Source organism: SAR86 cluster bacterium, assembly GCA_029268615.1.
Classification (GTDB): domain Bacteria; phylum Pseudomonadota; class Gammaproteobacteria; order Magnimaribacterales; family Magnimaribacteraceae; genus JAQWNM01.
Genome location: JAQWNM010000013.1, coordinates 99,891 through 115,232 on the forward strand (window position 1 = coordinate 99,891; position 15,342 = coordinate 115,232).

At 35.0% G+C, this 15,342-nt stretch carries 19 protein-coding genes; 4 read left to right on the plus strand and 15 right to left on the minus strand.

Annotation, left to right across the window (positions count from 1 at the left end):
- The first annotated feature begins 189 nt into the window (after positions 1 to 189).
- Positions 190 to 957, plus strand: coding sequence for an SDR family NAD(P)-dependent oxidoreductase (locus P8J93_07145; GenBank protein MDG2061573.1), 768 nt, complete (start codon positions 190 to 192; stop codon positions 955 to 957).
- A complete protein-coding gene (locus P8J93_07150; protein ID MDG2061574.1) occupies positions 939 to 1,979 on the plus strand; it encodes a glutathione S-transferase family protein in 1,041 nt (346 codons plus the stop codon). The genes P8J93_07145 and P8J93_07150 overlap by 19 nt, the downstream gene beginning before the upstream one ends.
- A gap of 87 nt (positions 1,980 to 2,066) precedes the next feature.
- On the opposite strand, the gene P8J93_07155 is transcribed toward P8J93_07150, so the two are convergent.
- From P8J93_07155 to P8J93_07200, 10 genes are read right to left on the minus strand one after another with little or no spacing between them, the layout of a single operon-like run.
- Entirely contained in the window at positions 2,067 to 3,197 is a 1,131-nt protein-coding gene (locus tag P8J93_07155; protein MDG2061575.1) for a thiolase family protein, read from the minus strand.
- 3 nt (positions 3,198 to 3,200) lie between these two features.
- Positions 3,201 to 3,638 (minus strand): OB-fold domain-containing protein, encoded by a 438-nt coding sequence (locus P8J93_07160; protein ID MDG2061576.1) that lies wholly within the window; start codon positions 3,636 to 3,638, stop codon positions 3,201 to 3,203.
- Between the two features lie 11 nt (positions 3,639 to 3,649).
- On the minus strand, positions 3,650 to 3,979 hold the full coding sequence (locus P8J93_07165; protein MDG2061577.1) for a hypothetical protein: 330 nt from the start codon (positions 3,977 to 3,979) through the stop codon (positions 3,650 to 3,652).
- A gap of 13 nt (positions 3,980 to 3,992) precedes the next feature.
- Positions 3,993 to 4,829 carry an enoyl-CoA hydratase-related protein gene (locus P8J93_07170; protein ID MDG2061578.1) on the minus strand — a complete coding sequence of 279 codons (837 nt, stop codon included), beginning with the start codon at positions 4,827 to 4,829 and terminating at the stop codon, positions 3,993 to 3,995.
- Positions 4,830 to 4,835: 6 nt separating this feature from the next.
- The gene (locus P8J93_07175; GenBank protein MDG2061579.1) at positions 4,836 to 5,216 is read right to left on the minus strand and encodes a Rieske 2Fe-2S domain-containing protein; all 381 of its coding nucleotides are present in this window, start codon (positions 5,214 to 5,216) and stop codon (positions 4,836 to 4,838) included.
- Positions 5,217 to 5,230: 14 nt separating this feature from the next.
- Positions 5,231 to 6,580: an aromatic ring-hydroxylating dioxygenase subunit alpha gene (locus tag P8J93_07180; protein MDG2061580.1), complete on the minus strand. Its 1,350-nt coding sequence runs from the start codon at positions 6,578 to 6,580 to the stop codon at positions 5,231 to 5,233.
- 3 nt (positions 6,581 to 6,583) lie between these two features.
- Positions 6,584 to 7,351: an SDR family oxidoreductase gene (locus P8J93_07185; protein MDG2061581.1), complete on the minus strand. Its 768-nt coding sequence runs from the start codon at positions 7,349 to 7,351 to the stop codon at positions 6,584 to 6,586.
- A 58-nt stretch (positions 7,352 to 7,409) separates the two neighbouring features.
- A complete protein-coding gene (locus P8J93_07190; GenBank protein ID MDG2061582.1) occupies positions 7,410 to 8,180 on the minus strand; it encodes an SDR family oxidoreductase in 771 nt (256 codons plus the stop codon).
- A gap of 25 nt (positions 8,181 to 8,205) precedes the next feature.
- Positions 8,206 to 8,703: a DUF3237 domain-containing protein gene (locus tag P8J93_07195; protein ID MDG2061583.1), complete on the minus strand. Its 498-nt coding sequence runs from the start codon at positions 8,701 to 8,703 to the stop codon at positions 8,206 to 8,208.
- 59 nt (positions 8,704 to 8,762) lie between these two features.
- Complete coding sequence (locus P8J93_07200; GenBank protein MDG2061584.1) at positions 8,763 to 10,025, minus strand: MFS transporter; 1,263 nt, start codon at positions 10,023 to 10,025, stop codon at positions 8,763 to 8,765.
- A 62-nt stretch (positions 10,026 to 10,087) separates the two neighbouring features.
- Between P8J93_07200 and P8J93_07205 the strand changes: the two genes are divergently transcribed.
- Positions 10,088 to 10,798: a TIGR02206 family membrane protein gene (locus P8J93_07205; protein ID MDG2061585.1), complete on the plus strand. Its 711-nt coding sequence runs from the start codon at positions 10,088 to 10,090 to the stop codon at positions 10,796 to 10,798.
- Here the strand turns inward: P8J93_07205 and P8J93_07210 are convergent.
- Genes P8J93_07210 through P8J93_07230 form a run of 5 tightly spaced genes read right to left on the minus strand, consistent with a single transcriptional unit; the run spans position 10,778 to position 14,415 of the window.
- The gene (locus P8J93_07210) at positions 10,778 to 11,617 is read right to left on the minus strand and encodes a VOC family protein (GenBank protein MDG2061586.1); all 840 of its coding nucleotides are present in this window, start codon (positions 11,615 to 11,617) and stop codon (positions 10,778 to 10,780) included. The two genes, P8J93_07205 and P8J93_07210, sit on opposite strands and share 21 nt — an antisense overlap.
- 7 nt (positions 11,618 to 11,624) lie before the next feature.
- Complete coding sequence (locus P8J93_07215) at positions 11,625 to 12,632, minus strand: hypothetical protein (protein MDG2061587.1); 1,008 nt, start codon at positions 12,630 to 12,632, stop codon at positions 11,625 to 11,627.
- Positions 12,629 to 12,874 carry a hypothetical protein gene (locus tag P8J93_07220; protein ID MDG2061588.1) on the minus strand — a complete coding sequence of 82 codons (246 nt, stop codon included), beginning with the start codon at positions 12,872 to 12,874 and terminating at the stop codon, positions 12,629 to 12,631. The genes P8J93_07215 and P8J93_07220 overlap by 4 nt, the downstream gene beginning before the upstream one ends.
- Position 12,875: 1 nt before the next feature.
- On the minus strand, positions 12,876 to 13,295 hold the full coding sequence (locus P8J93_07225) for a nuclear transport factor 2 family protein (protein MDG2061589.1): 420 nt from the start codon (positions 13,293 to 13,295) through the stop codon (positions 12,876 to 12,878).
- Positions 13,288 to 14,415: a nitronate monooxygenase family protein gene (locus tag P8J93_07230; protein ID MDG2061590.1), complete on the minus strand. Its 1,128-nt coding sequence runs from the start codon at positions 14,413 to 14,415 to the stop codon at positions 13,288 to 13,290. The genes P8J93_07225 and P8J93_07230 overlap by 8 nt, the downstream gene beginning before the upstream one ends.
- A 95-nt stretch (positions 14,416 to 14,510) precedes the next feature.
- Between P8J93_07230 and P8J93_07235 the strand changes: the two genes are divergently transcribed.
- Complete coding sequence (locus tag P8J93_07235) at positions 14,511 to 15,203, plus strand: NIPSNAP family protein (GenBank protein MDG2061591.1); 693 nt, start codon at positions 14,511 to 14,513, stop codon at positions 15,201 to 15,203.
- Positions 15,204 to 15,342 lie beyond the last annotated feature (139 nt).

The following is a 15,342-nucleotide window of genomic DNA, read 5'->3' on the forward strand; positions in this document are numbered from 1 at the left end:
GATAAAATGTTAACTAATAAATTGTTGTAACAAACTTGTCACAATCTTTTAAATAAGAATGAAAGCATTAACTCTCTGGCACATTAATATATTTACTTATTCTTCCCTAGGTTGAAATATTTAGAGAAAATGGTAAAAAGGAAAAAAGAAAAAATAATTAATAGTTTTTAATGAAATAAGGAAATAAGAATGGCCTCATCTAAAAATAAAGTAGCAATAATAACTGGGGGCAGTCGTGGAGTAGGAGCAGCAACTGCTAAATTACTAGCAACAAAAGGATGGAATATTGTTGTAACTTGCACATCTTCTATTGATGAAGCAGAAGGAGTGATAAATGAGTGTAAATCAATAGGAGTAGATGGATTAGCAATATCTGCAAATGTCTCTGATGAAAGTGCGTGCCAAGAAACTATAAATAAAACTTTAAATAAATGGGAAAGGATTGATTGCTTAGTGAATAATGCTGGTACTACTAAATTTGCTCACCATGCTGACTTAGATGCTCTTACTGCTGAAGATTTTCAGTATATTTATTCTGTAAATGTTATTGGCCCTTTCCAGATGGTAAAGCACGCAAAAAAGGCCTTATTAGAGAGTAAAGATGCAAGCATAGTGAATGTTTCTTCCATAGCTGGAGTGAAAGGAGTAGGTAGCTCACTTGCATACGCTACTTCAAAAGGAGCTTTAAATACGATGACTCTTTCTATGGCTAGAAATCTTGGGCCTATAAGAGTAAATGCGGTGTGCCCAGGGTTCATTCAAGGAGAATGGTTAAAAAATGGATTAGGCGAAGAAATATATAATGCAGCCATGAAGAATTTTGAAACAACTACTCCTTTAAAGCTAACTTGCACCCCAGAAGATGTTGCAATAGCAATAGATTCTTTCATTAATGGTTCCAAAGTAGTTACTGGTGAAACACTTATCTTAGATGGAGGATGGCATTTAGCTACCTAAATGTGAATATAATCTCTTTGCTCTTAATGATTCTTTTATTTTTACCATTTCTATGGTTTATTTATGAAAAATCTAACAGAAAGACTTTTAAAACTTGCCCAGGAATAGGAAGTGATATTGTAGAAATAACAAACCAGGAATGGGTCCTTTACCACAATAACTTTTCTTTATGCTCTCGTAAAATAAGAATTGCTTTGGCTGAATATAACATTAGCTATCAATCTAAGCATATCAATTTAATTGAAACCGGAAATTATGAAACTCTTTCAAGAAAATTCTTGAAAATAAATCCGCAAGGTACTGTTCCTGTTTTATTGCATTTTGGAAGACCAGTTTATGAATCTCATGAACAACTATTATATTTAGCGGAAAACTTAAAGACTGGTGGAAAATTAATGCCTACCGGCGATAAAGATCTAAGTGATATGAAATACTGGATAAACAAAGGATCTCTTAAAGGTAAGCCAGATGAAAATTTATTAGAATATGCGGGAAACTGTGTTGCCCTCCTTACTCCCCCTTTATTTACCTGCATGATAAGTTACGTCCCACTTAAAAAAATTATAATAGGTCTTTTATTTCATCCCATAAAACAAAGAGCCATAATATTTCTAGTAATGAAAGCCTTAGGTGTAAAATTATTTCAAGAGAAAAGTACCCTTGAAACAGTGATCATTAAATCATTTGAAATTATGAATAGACATTTAAATGATTTAGAAATTCTTTTAGCTAACCATCAAGGGGAATGGATAATCGCAGATCAATATACTTTAGCAGACGTAATCTGGATAACTATCCTCCACAGACTTGAAGAACTTAAACTACTTCATTTGTTAACCAACAAAAAGAAAAATGTTGTTAATTATTATAATAGAGCAAAAAAAAGGCTTAGCTTTAATGAAGCTTTAATTAATCATTCACACCCAATATTAGAAAAAGGCTTGAAGGATCTTGATGCAGAAATTACAGGAGGAAATCAAATTTCTTCTATGCACGAAAAACTTAAAGAAATAAATGTATAGAGACTACAAACTTCTGATCATTAAATCAGGGCCTATTGGTAAGTTGGCTGCATCACCCTTTAGATCATTATGGATTGATATAAATATCTATCTTTGGATAATCGTTACCGCACTTAATCCTGGTGCACCGTAAACATGAGTATACCCTGTCTTTAGGTCTCCTGAAGCTTGTCTTTTACCTCCATCACCCCGAAGTTGTGTGCACACTTCATGCACTTGTCTTAACCCTGAAGCTCCTATAGGTTCTCCATTTGCTATACAACCTCCATCAGTATTTACTGGAAATTTACCATTAATCTGAGTTGCTCCAGTTTGTATCAATTCCTCTTGATCTCCATCTTTACAGAAGCCGTTCTCGGACATATGCATAATTTCTGCACCTGCCTCTGTATCTTGAAGTTGAGCTACATCAATATCATCTGGGCCTAAACCAGCCATTTCAAATGCAGCCTTTGATGCATCTACAGTTGGACTCTCTGCTTGCTCTACTGCTTGTCCTTGGGTAAAAACTTCAAATGATCCATACCTCCTTGTTCTCATAACTGCCGCTTTGAGGTACAAAGGTTTATTGGTATATTTTTCAGCCATATCAGCTCTACAAAGTATTATTGCTGCCCCTCCTTCAGCTGGTGAACAAAATTGGTACTTTCTTAGTGGATGACTCAATACTGGTGAATCTTTTATCTCTTGATAACTAAGGGGTTTCTTTCTCCAAGCTGTCGGTGATAAAGATCCATTCTTAAAACTTTTTTCAGCTACTTTTATCAGTGTGTCATCAGTTATCCCAAAATCTGACATATATTTCTGGATTTTCATACCAAAAAATTGAGTAGTTAGAGCTAAACCTGACTGACCATACCAATCTGGAGAGTCAACCCTAAAAGCTCCACGTTCATGTTTGTCAAAACCTACAGCTACTCCTACATCGAATGCTCCTGACTTAATTGCCATATAAGCAGATTGGAGTGCGCTTCCTCCTGTTGCACAACCATTAGCTACATTGATGAACTGTAAGCCTGTTAAGCCCATTTTACTGACCATGCTATCAGCAGAACCTGCAGCAGCACTTCCTCCATAAGCAAACTGTAAATCACTCCAATCAATTCCAGCATCCTCTAATGCTTCTCTTACAGCAAATATACCCTGCTCTTGTCCACTAACCCCTTCAGTTCTTCCAAAAGGATGGATTCCTATTCCAACTATCGCTACTTCTGTCATCTTTTAATCTCCTGTTATAGGTGAGAATGCATATATCATTATGTCATTGCCATCCTTATCTTCAATAAATTTCTCGATTACTAATTCCATCTCCATGCCAATTGAAAGTTTTTCAGGATTATTTTCAGTTAATCTACTCTCAACCCTCACCTGACCCTCTAATTCAACATAACCTACTCCATAAGGGATAAAAGATTCTGGTGTTTCTACTTTCCCATATGGGGGAGATTTAGGAGGAAACCCTTGAATCGTCCAACTCCATAAAGTACCTCTAGTCTTTAAAGGTATTAATTTCATTTCCACACCACAACATCTTGGACATCCATTTTGTATAGGAAAAGTTATTGCACCACAGTTTATGCACTCAGACCCTTTTAAATGGGGTTTATCAGACGGCCAATCAAAAAGTTTAGTATCAATTGAAGTTCCTGAATTTTTCATATCATTAATAGTTAATTATAAAAAGGTTTGCACTCATTGGCTAGAAAGTAACTTGGTATATCTGAACCTTCTACATTGCCCCATATCCGGCAATATTTAAGTCCATCCATTCTTTCTTCAAATTCAATATCTGTTACTTTTAATTTTGTAAAATGTTGATTAGTCCCAGCCTGCAGGACTTCAAATAAACCGCCTATAAAAACTTTATTAGAAGGAATCTTCATTCCATAATACATTTTCATTTTATCATCAGATATTTCCATAAAATCTGCAGATCCGGACCAAGTAGCTCCATCTATATCAGAATATTCTGAACAGCTACTAAATATAAAACTTATCATTACAGCTAGTAATCTAATCTTTATCTTTAGAAGTGCGATAATCTCCAAACTCTTCATCTCTACTAGTTAATGCCTTTGTTATACCTTCAGACAATTCTTTTAAATGCTCTCTTGTTGCCTTGGTATGCATAGCAAGCGCTTGCATTTCTGTACCTTGTCTTATACCAGTCCTCAATCCCATTATTTCCATTTGTCTGTGAACTGCTCTTTTATTAATAGCTTGAATATCAGGTGGGACTCTGGCTACTTTTTCTGCAATCTTTAATACTTCCTCGGATAAATCAGTCTCTGCAAAATACTTATTTGCAAAACCCATTTCAACAGCTTCTTTACCAGAAATAGAGTCTCCTGTTAACATCATTTCCATAGCATTTCTAAGACCTACTATCCAAGGAAAAAACTGATTGTCTGGGGGACTTATAGCTCTGACCACTGGATAGCCAATTTTGGCATCTTCTGAAGTATAAATTAAGTCACATGATGTAGCTAACTCTGTTCCTCCAGCTAAACAATAACCATGAACTTGAGCTATAACGGGAGTAGATAAATCCCAAATCTTAAACGCACCCTCCACTACATGCCTAGGCCAAAAGCCGTCAGTTGTACTAGTATGATAAGGCAATTCATTTGCTACATTAAAACCAAGATCATACCCAGCACTAAAGCAACTTCCTGACCCGCCTAAAATGATAACCCTTATATCTTTATCTTGATCTGACTCTTCTAACGCTTGAAATAATTCCTTCCTTAAGGGATTAAACATTGCATTTCGTTTTTCTGGTCTATTTAATAAAATCCTCCGAACATTTTTAGCGGGTTCATCAATTAATAGATAATTAAAATCATTCATATCAAATTAACTCTTAGGCTTAGGGGGAACAAAACCTGGACCCCAAGCGGGGGCTATTTTTAATTCTTTTATCGGTTTATCTATTAAGATACTTGTCCCTTCTATTTTTAAATCAAATGTTTTTATTTTAATTGATGCTGGTCTGCCTTTCGCTTCGCCAGTTCTAAGATCAAAAAGAGCACCATGTACGGGACAACTTATTAGATTACCTTGGATTCTTCCACCCTCTAAAGGTAAGTTGGCATGACTGCAATTGTCTTCTACAGCAAATACACCTTGTGTTGTATTACAAATCAAAACTTGCACTTCATTCACTTCCATAGAAACAGATTGCCCTATTTCAATGTCTGTTAGGTCTGCTACTGGTATGAAATCCTTTTCTGTCACAACCTTTTAAAAAACTATTTCTTTTGTAAAAATTCATGAGTTCCATCAATGTATCTATCAATAGACTCGTGGTGGTACCTTATACGCCTTTCTTGATTAGGCATATAATCCCCCTTGAAGCCTCTAGATGCCAGTCCCTGCTGTTGACTCTCCCAAACCCCTACATCTTGATCAATACCAGGCCCTGCCGACACTTCTCCAAATTTTCCAACAATATGATCGACTGGAGTACTTTTACTTTTATACTCTTCCATAGTAAATGAGTAATACTCTTCTTGAGCATCTGGGAACCAAGTAAAGTACCACATATCAAAATAACACTTGTTTGGATCTGTTGCATGAGGTGTCCCTCTTAAGAAGATATTTCCGTCAGGTTTCATACTAAAATAAACATTTGGAAAAAAACCGTAATGATAATTATCCGTTAATTGATCATCATTAAATTTAGAAAAATCATACCCTTTTGACTCGGCTAACTTTCTTTTTTGCTTCTGAAGGTCTACTCTGAAATCTTCGAACCTTCCTCGATAATCTTCAACATTAAGTTCCCACATTTCTGCATCATGTTTAATGTACTCGATAATCATATCTTCTTCATCAAGAGCTCTAGGAGTTGGAACAGAACCAGGCATCAACATTCTAACATTGCTATTAGGATATAAATCGAACTGACAAGACTGATAGCGTTCATCTAAAAAATATTTTAATTGAGGATGAACATCTGGAATATGGTAAGACTCATTAAAGTTATCTTGAACAGTTTTCCAATTAAAATCACCCTCAATAGTTATCCAATCAGTTCTCATCATGTTATCTAAAGGATAAACACTTAGGTGTTCATTGTGAGGAGCTAAAAAATCATCCAAGGAATTACAAGCTTCATCCATGTTGAACCAAATAAAGCCTCCCCATAAATCACAAGGTATCTCTGCAAGTCTTAACTTTCCGCACGGACTACCTTGAAGAAAATCTTCTTCATCTCTGACGTGTATTAATTCTCCATCTAAAGCATATTTCCATCCATGATAACCGCATGAAAATGAGTCTGAATTTCCTCTTTCAGCTTGAACGAGTCTATTTGCTCTATGCTGACAAACATTATAAAAAGCTCTAATCTTTTGATCCTGACCTTTAGTCATTAGGATAGACTCTCTTCCATAATTATAAGTAATATAATCACCAACATTAGGCAGCTCTTGAACGGTGCCTCCTATTTGCCAAACCTTTGTCCACATATGCTCCCATTCAAGTTCCATGAATTCAACTGACGTATACCGTTCACCAAGAATAGGTTTATCACCTAACTTTGGCTCTGGTGCCTTAGAAGTATCTGTAAAGTAGTTATCTTTTGGATTGATAGCCATATTTTATTCCCCCATTAATTCTTCTGTTGTTGGTAACCTTCGTAGATGACTTCCTCCGCTCACTCTAATATTATCGCCAGTACTTATACAATTATCACTAGCTAACCAGAGTGCTGCATGGCAAACATCATCTAATGTTGGCATTCTACCAACTGGAATCTCTTTTATAAAGGCATCTATCATCGTAGGTATAGAAAAAAGACCATCAGTCATCTCTGTATCTACGAGTCCAGGCGACAAACTATTAACTCTGATGCCTAAAGGGCCATATTCGTAAGCAGCTATTTGTACTATTTTATCTGCGCCAGCTTTAGCTCCGGCATATCCTCCTAAGCCAGCACTTGTTAGCTCAACAGTCAATGATGACAAAGTAATAATAGATCCGCCATCTTTCATGGCAGCTGCACATTTTTGGATGAATAACGTAGGACTTATAAAATGCAGGTCTGAATACAACTGAAGATAATCCCTTGTCATGTCAGCTATAGTTACTGGATCATAAATTCCTACAGAATTAACTGCAATATCTAATTTACCATGCTTTTCTATAACTTGATCTACAAGAGAAGAAATTTCTTGATCATTACTTATATCTGCCTTGACAGCTAGGCAATCTAATTCTACTGAAAGCTTATCAAGGGCCTCTTGCCTCCTTCCACTTATAACTACAATTGCACCTTCATCTGCGTATTTTCTAGCAATAGCCGACCCAATTCCAGGATCCGAAGTTGCTCCTATAATTAAAGCAACCTTTCCTTTCAAAGTTTGCATATTTTCTCCTTCGTATAATGATATATTATCTAAAAAAACTAACTGTAATATTTGGTTTTTAACTAGGTACAGCCCCAGTTGTTATTGTCATTGAATTATCTACAACCATTGTAGTCCCAGATACGAACTTAGATTCATCTGATGCAAGATAAAGAGCCATATAACCTATATCATCAGCTTTTCCTGATGGTGAAGAGGCTTCATTACCTGATATAAGTCCAGCTTCGAGCATTTGCTCTCCAAAATTCTGCACCATAGGAGTATCCATACCAGAAGGTGCAATGCAATTAGCCCGAATATTATGTTTTTCTTGTGCACAATGAACAGCTGTAGCCCTTGTCAATCCGGTAATCGCTGCTTTAGCTGCGCAATAAGCTACTACATATCTTTCACCCTGGATTGCTGCAATTGAAGCCATATTAATTATAGAACCACTTCCAGATTCAATCATATGTGGAATGGCATATTTACTTCCAAAAAAAACACTATCTACATGAACTGACATAATTAAACGATATTCATCAGTTGATTGAGTCTCTATATTTCCAGGAATAACTATCCCGGCATTATTTACTAAAATATTTAATTTCCCAAAATGTTGAACGGTTTGTTCTAAAACTTCCTTCCATCTATCTTCATCTCTGACATCTTGTTCTAAAAATAAAGCTGAATCTTTACCTAACTCATCTGCTAGATTTTTTCCTTGCTCAAAGTCTATATCTGTTAATACTACTTTTGCGCCCTCTTTAACAAATAACCTTGCATCAGATTCACCTAAACCCTTAGCAGCTCCTGTAATAAGAGCTACTTTCCCTTCTAATCTGGCCATAAAATCCCTCCAATAAAAAAATAAATTATTTAATATGATACATATTGTAAGCAACACCTGCTGGAAGCATCCTGCCTACCCCAACTACAATTATGTCATTTAACCATGAATATCTTGGGTCTGCTGTTTCAAAATTAGGTGCAACTCTAAAATAATATTCGCTAGGATCCCTAGTCGAGTCGTCTACAGGATCTTGGCCGGGCGGAGTTTCAGGAGTGATAATACGACCCGTATAATACAAATATAATTTAGCTCCATCATCCGTCTCCCAAACAGCTCTAACATCTGCGATACGAGCATTAGGTCTATTAGGATCCATACGAATCCAATCACCTCCACCTGGAAGAACCTTGCCCTTCAGTTTAGGGCCTTCAAACTCACCTTCACTAATATAAGCTATAAGTCTATTATTCCAAGGCGCTGGACCAATAGGTCCAGGTGTTGTTACCGGATCAACATTTATAACAGCCGTACATAATAATTCATAATTCAAATCTAACCCTTCAAAAATACTTTTATTCATTTTTTCTCCATTGAATTAAAACAGAATACATCTAATAAATTTATAAGTTAAGAGCAAAACTAAATTTTAATAGCTTTTGATATCTTATAGCCTGTTAAGGAAATTAAAAAAGCTAAAGGCAAAGCTGCCCAAGTCACGGATAAAATCAAGACACCTGATAAAGTAAGTCCCTTTACAAACCAGCCTCCAATTACATCTCCAGAACGGGCAATTAATGTATCTAACATTACAGTTGATTTATACCTATCTTGTTTTTGCAAAGCAGTATATATAGTTTCTCTTGCTGGTTTATTGAAACCATACTCAAATACTCTTATGAGAATTGTTAAAACTAAAACAGAAGTAATATTGGGAAATAATCCATAACCTAAGAAGATAATTATAAAGATTAATCCATAAACAACTAAAACTGGCATCAAACCTATATATCTCAATACTTTGGAAGTAAGGAAAAGTTGTACTAATAACGTCAAAGGAGTTACCCATTGTTCAATACGAGCAAAAAAAGCTGTTCGCTCACATGTATCAGAAGACCAATTTTCTACTATTCCTAGTGATATCATCCATGCAACTGTCATTAATCCTGTCCACAATATTATATAAAAACCTAGATATCTAATTATGGGCTCATTAATTAAGTTTTTAAAAGCATCTAAAAATGAACCTCCAATTTTTATTTGATCATTTATTTCACTCTCTTCTTTTGAGGAATTAAATTGATAAGAAAAGAATATAGCTATCAATAAAAAGATAGCTGAGAAAATAATTAATAAAAAAGGACCCCAATCTGATATGGAGCTTGATCCGCAAATATTGGTTGAAAAATATCTAGCAATTGAAGACCCGAAGAAAGCTCCCAAAGAACCGCCTGCGCTTATAATACCAAATAATCTTTTTGCCTCTTCATTTCGAAAAAAATTAATTATAACAACCCAAAATACAGACACTATAAAAAAGCTATATATCTGGCACCAAACATAAAATGCCCTGCCAACCCAAATTCTTGAATTATCATCATTGACAGACCATAAAAACAAAAAAATAAACAGGTTTAGTATAAAAAAACCATAACAGTAAGGAATTATTAGAGAAATTTTAATTCTTGAGGTCATAAATGAGTAAAGCAAGTTTGCAATAACCATCACGACCATTACGGTAGTTAGCAACCAGGGCAAGTTTGAAATGCCACTCTGAAGAGCCATTTCATTTCTGACTGGCCTCAAGACATACCAAGAAGCCAAAACAAAAAAGAAAAAAATAAATGCTTTAACAAGTGGGTAAATTTCTTGGCTATTAATACCTAAAAATAAATTTTTATTCATCCATGCTATTTTAATTACAATGCATATAATAAAGTTATTTATAATAATAAAAAAATTATTTCATGGCATATCAACCCTTTATATTATTCGGCACAGGCCACCTGCTTACACTTTTAATGATATTTATTTTATCTGTATTTCTTCCTTTATATTTAAAGGAATCTAGCCTTATAATTAAGAATAATTTTGGATATATCTTATCTGTAATTATGGTCATCGACCAATTACTTAAACCCTTCTATCTTCACTTCTATTTTGATTACCCTTTTATGCAAGTTCTACCAATGCATATGTGCCACCTCACTACCTTTAGTATTGCTATTTTTTTAATCTTTAGGATCAGAATTTTTTATGATATTGCTTTCTTTTGGGCAGCTGCCGGAGGAACAATGGCTCTAATTACTCCAGATGTAAAATTAGCTTTTCCTCATCCTCTTTTTATTTCTTTCTTTTGGGGTCATGGAGCTATTTTAATAGCGATAGGGTTTGCCAGCATATCTTTAAAGAATAGGCCAACCATAGATTCTGTAAAAAAATGTATCTTGGTTTCACTGGGCGTTATGACCTTTATGCTCTTAGTAAATAAGGTCTTAGGTCCGCCCGCAAATTATTGGTACCTAGGAACAAGGCCTGATGCCGTCACAATAATGAATCTATTGCCTTCACCACCCATGCATATTCCATTTTTGATAGGTATTGGATTAATTTGCTTTGCAATAATTTATTTACCTTTTTGGATTTATGATAAACGTCTAAAGATGCTGAATAATTAAAGTCGGAATAACTGATTTTGTCGATTCTAATGAGCAAACTAAAGTATTAGCTTTTCTGCCAGGTCTTACTTCACTGACTTTAATATCACAGCCCATCAAACGATTATAAGTTTCCTCTATATTATCTACACACCAAGCTAGACCCCAGAGATTATCATCCTGTATTTTAGAATCTGGCCTTCCAATAACCTCTATGGTTGTTTGATTCAGTCTAAAAAATAGCATTCTGCCTCCCCAATCCTTTACTTTCTGATCTAAAGCAAGTCGAATACCATAAATATCTCTGTACAACTTAATTGCATTTTCAGGATCAGCCGTCTCTATAACTAAATGATCTAATCTCTTAATGTTGCTAGGATGACCCTTTTTGTTCTGCAACATTTTTTTTGAAGTATGCTTTATTAATATAGTAAAAATACCTTTAGTTAACTCTTGATCTAGTATTAGACTTTCCCAAGTTCTTATTCTTTTTAAATCACTACTTACACCTTCTCCATTTATAGATTTATTTATTTTTATTCCTTTTTCTTTTAAAATAGATTTTGCCTCTTGTATACCAGAAACTTCAAGTGCTATACCAGCCAAGCCTTCCCCATGATTTTTAATGTGATTGTCTACAAAAGCCCCGCCCAATCCATCACCAGATTTACTGAGAAGCTCTAAATACATATTTTCAAATACAAAAAGTACATTTTTAGTTCCAAGGCCAGCATGAGAGCCTTCCCAAGTTGAAGGAAATCCAAATAAATTAGAGTAAAATTCTGTAGATTTTGAAAGGTCTTTTACTGCTATTATTATATGATCTAAAGATTTCAGCATGAAAAACCTAGTCTGCTAATGCATGGAATTCCTTGACTCTAGTATCTGATTTTTGATTTTCTTGTAATAAATTTTCAAAGTTTTTAATACTGATAATTTTACTTTCTTCTATATTCGTTTTTCCATGCCAAGCTACCATTTTTTTCCACACTGGATCAATAAATAAGGACCCTTTTATCTCTAGATTATTATGAGTTTTAAAGGTGAAAGCCCTTAGCTCTGAAATAATTGCAGTAAGATATGCTACATGAATAGCTTCATCCTTTTGAATTCTTGAGATCATTTCAGAAGCTAAATCTGCATTGACCCTATTATTTTTAAAAACATCCGGAGAACTTGCTAATTCCATAGTGTATGAGAAAAAACTTTCTGCCCGGATTTCTATCATGAGCACATTCATTAAAAGAGAAATTATGCCCTCATATTCATTAGGAATTTGAAGCATCTCCCACGAATCTTGAGGTCTAGCCAACGATTCTGGAATTGCAGGCTCTGGGAAAGCATTCTTACCAAAAAGTAGATCTCTCGCTGCAAACCACATCTGATCATGAGCACCCTTTTCACTGTCAGGATCTCCACCTTCATCAAACCCATGAGCTTTAAATAAACCTGAATTCATATGTCCAGTAGCAGTTTCAGAAATATCTTCTACTATTATTTTTTGAAAATCAGGAGCAGTAATTTCAGCAAGAGCTTGACCCCTTGCTTCAATAACTCCAGTTACAGTTAAACTATCCCAAAGAAACTGCCCAAAAGATAAATTTAAAAGATATTTTGCTTGAGAAATATTTGGATAATTTCCATATTTAAGAAGATCAGTAGAGCCATCAATAAGCTCATAGCCTTGCTCTAAAAGATTAGATTTCCATGACTTGACAGCCTCCCAGCGTTTTAGTGTTCTTGGAGAAATATAGTTACCATTTTTATCCAGTCCTCCATGCAAAATATACCCTGCCATTTCATTAGGAGAAGCATATTCATGCTCACTCATGATTTCATCTAACTTATATATCATATCTTTTTTCTTATTAATTTATTCTTGAATTTTTGATAATACTCTTTTAGTTTAGCTACTATTTCAGGACCAAGTAAAACCAATCCTACATACCATGCTACTGCACTTGCCCCATAAAGGATAGCAGCATAAGATGCCATTTCTTTAACTTCTATCTCCATAAATGGAACATAAAAAAGGATAATATAAGGCGGGACAGAAATAATTAATAAACCATAGCCAATTATTTTTCTTAAATTCATATTACTTTGAAAAGAAGATCTTTAATTTTTTCTTAATAATCTTCCAAGCGCCATTTTCTAAAACTAAATGATCCTGATATTTACCCCAAACTTGCGTCGGATCTGCACTAATATCATTGCTCATCTGCATTGCAGCAAGATAACTTGTTACATAAGCATTATTTTCACTTATCTTTATTTGTAAATTTGTTAAAGAGTGTTGCGCATCTCCTACAGGCTGGAGACTTTCAGCAAGAAACGATTTAATTTCCTTCAACCCATTGCACTCATAACCATCAGGGTCTCCATAAATTGCTATAGCTGATTCGTAAAAAACGCTATCTAATAGAAGCCAATCTTTTTCATCGCACGCCTTGGCATAGTTATATAATGTGTTAGTTATATCCCTTTCTGACAATAATAAATCTATTCCTTTAGACATCGGGCATTAAATTATTAACTATTTCTAAGGCATCAATATATTCATTAACCATCCTAGAAATAACCGCCTTGGAAGTCTCAACCTCATTAATTTGGCCAACGACTTGTCCAATTGCATTAAAAGATACTTCTTGAGCATTACCTTTAGATGCATATTGATGAGTTCGTCTCATTGCATCTGCTGTCAATAAACCTTGAAGAGGCATTCCAAGAGGTTCAGGAGTATTATCCTGATCCCAAGCTTCGGTCCAAGAATTTTTAAGCATTCTCGCCGGCTTTCCTGTCCAGGAACGAGACCTCACAGTATCTGAACTATCAGCATCAAAGTATGACTGTTTTTGTTCTGGTTGGGCAAATGCCTCCTCTACTGCCAACCATAATGACCCTGTCCATACTCCTGCAGCCCCCATAGACATAGCTGCTAACATTTGCTTTCCATTAGCTATACCTCCAGCTGCTAAAACTGGAATAGGATCTACTACTTCGATTATCTGTGGCCATAAAACCATACTACCTATCTCTCCCGTATGGCCCCCTCCTTCATACCCTTGAGCAATTACAACATCTATACCAGCTTCTTTATGTGCTAATGCTTGCTTAGGTTTTCCACATAAGGCTCCAACCAATCTGCCACTTGACTTGATAAGATCAATTACTTCTTTAGGTGGAGTTCCTAATGCATTAGCTATCATGTTACAATTAGGTCTTTTTAAAGCTTCTTCAACAAGTGGCATTGCAGTTGCTAGCGTCCAACCAAACAAACCCATTTTTTCTTCTTTATTTGGCCAAGGTGGAACTCCATTATCTACTAATAGTTTTTCAGTAAATTGTTTATGCTCTTCAGGGATCATAGAATTCATTTGCTTTTCTAACACATCCGAATCCATTTCATCCATCCCTTCATATTTTTGAGGGATTACGACATCAACTCCATAAGGTTTATCACCTATTTTAGAGTCTATCCAATCAAGTTCTTTTTTTAACTCTTCAGCCGAAAAACCTACTGCGCCTAAAACTCCAAAGCCTCCTGCTTTACTAACAGCTACCACCACATCCCTACAATGCGTAAAAGCAAAAATAGGATATTCAATACCAAGGTCGGAACAAATTTTTGTTTTCATTCTAGCTCGCTCAAAAATTTTATAATAACACTTCCTAGACTTTAAATAATAGTGTGTAATGTTAAAAGATTAAACCTATAGGAGAAGTTATCATTATGAACAAAATAAATATTATACTAGTATCAATATTTTTGACGCTTTCACCTACAACATATTCTGAGATACTAGAAGTTTTTACCTGGAAAAGCTCTCCTGGTAAAATCCCAACCTTAATACAGCACATGAGAGATTCAGCTGTTATACACAAAAACTTAGGAGCAGAAGTACATGCATACCAACTTGGTGTAGGATCTCCAAATCAAGCATTTGACTATGTATTAAGATGGGATGATTTAGAAAGTTGGGCTGCAACCAAAGAAGCTCAAGGAACTAATAAGGAAATGATAAATTTTTGGAAGAAAGTTGGAGCAAGACCTTCAGGAGAATTAATTGCAAGTCTTGAAGGCATAAATTTAGATAATACAGTTAAAGCCAATAGTTTTGATGACTACCCTATTTATAGAGTATTCATATGGAATCCAGCACCTGGAAAAATGGCAGAAGTCTTAAATAATTTTGCTAAAGCCAAGAAAATTCATGAATCTCTTGGAGCTAAAATTGATTCTTATAGAGAGGGCATTGGAGGAACAGGTAATCTGCATTACCTTATGAGTTTTAAAAGTTGGGCTGATATGGCTAAGTTTAGTAATGAACTTGATCAAAATAAAGAATGGATTGAATTTCAGCTATCTACAGATCCAAATAGCTCTACCCTTGTTAAATCATTCCAAGGGTTCCAACTTTTCTAAATTAATAACAAAACATAAAGGGTCTTTGAGGCCCTTTATAATTGACAGGATGGATCTTTAATATAAGTTTAATGTTTATGAATAAGTTAATAATAACCTTTACCTTTATTGGTCTTCTTTTAGGCTGTAGTGAGAATAA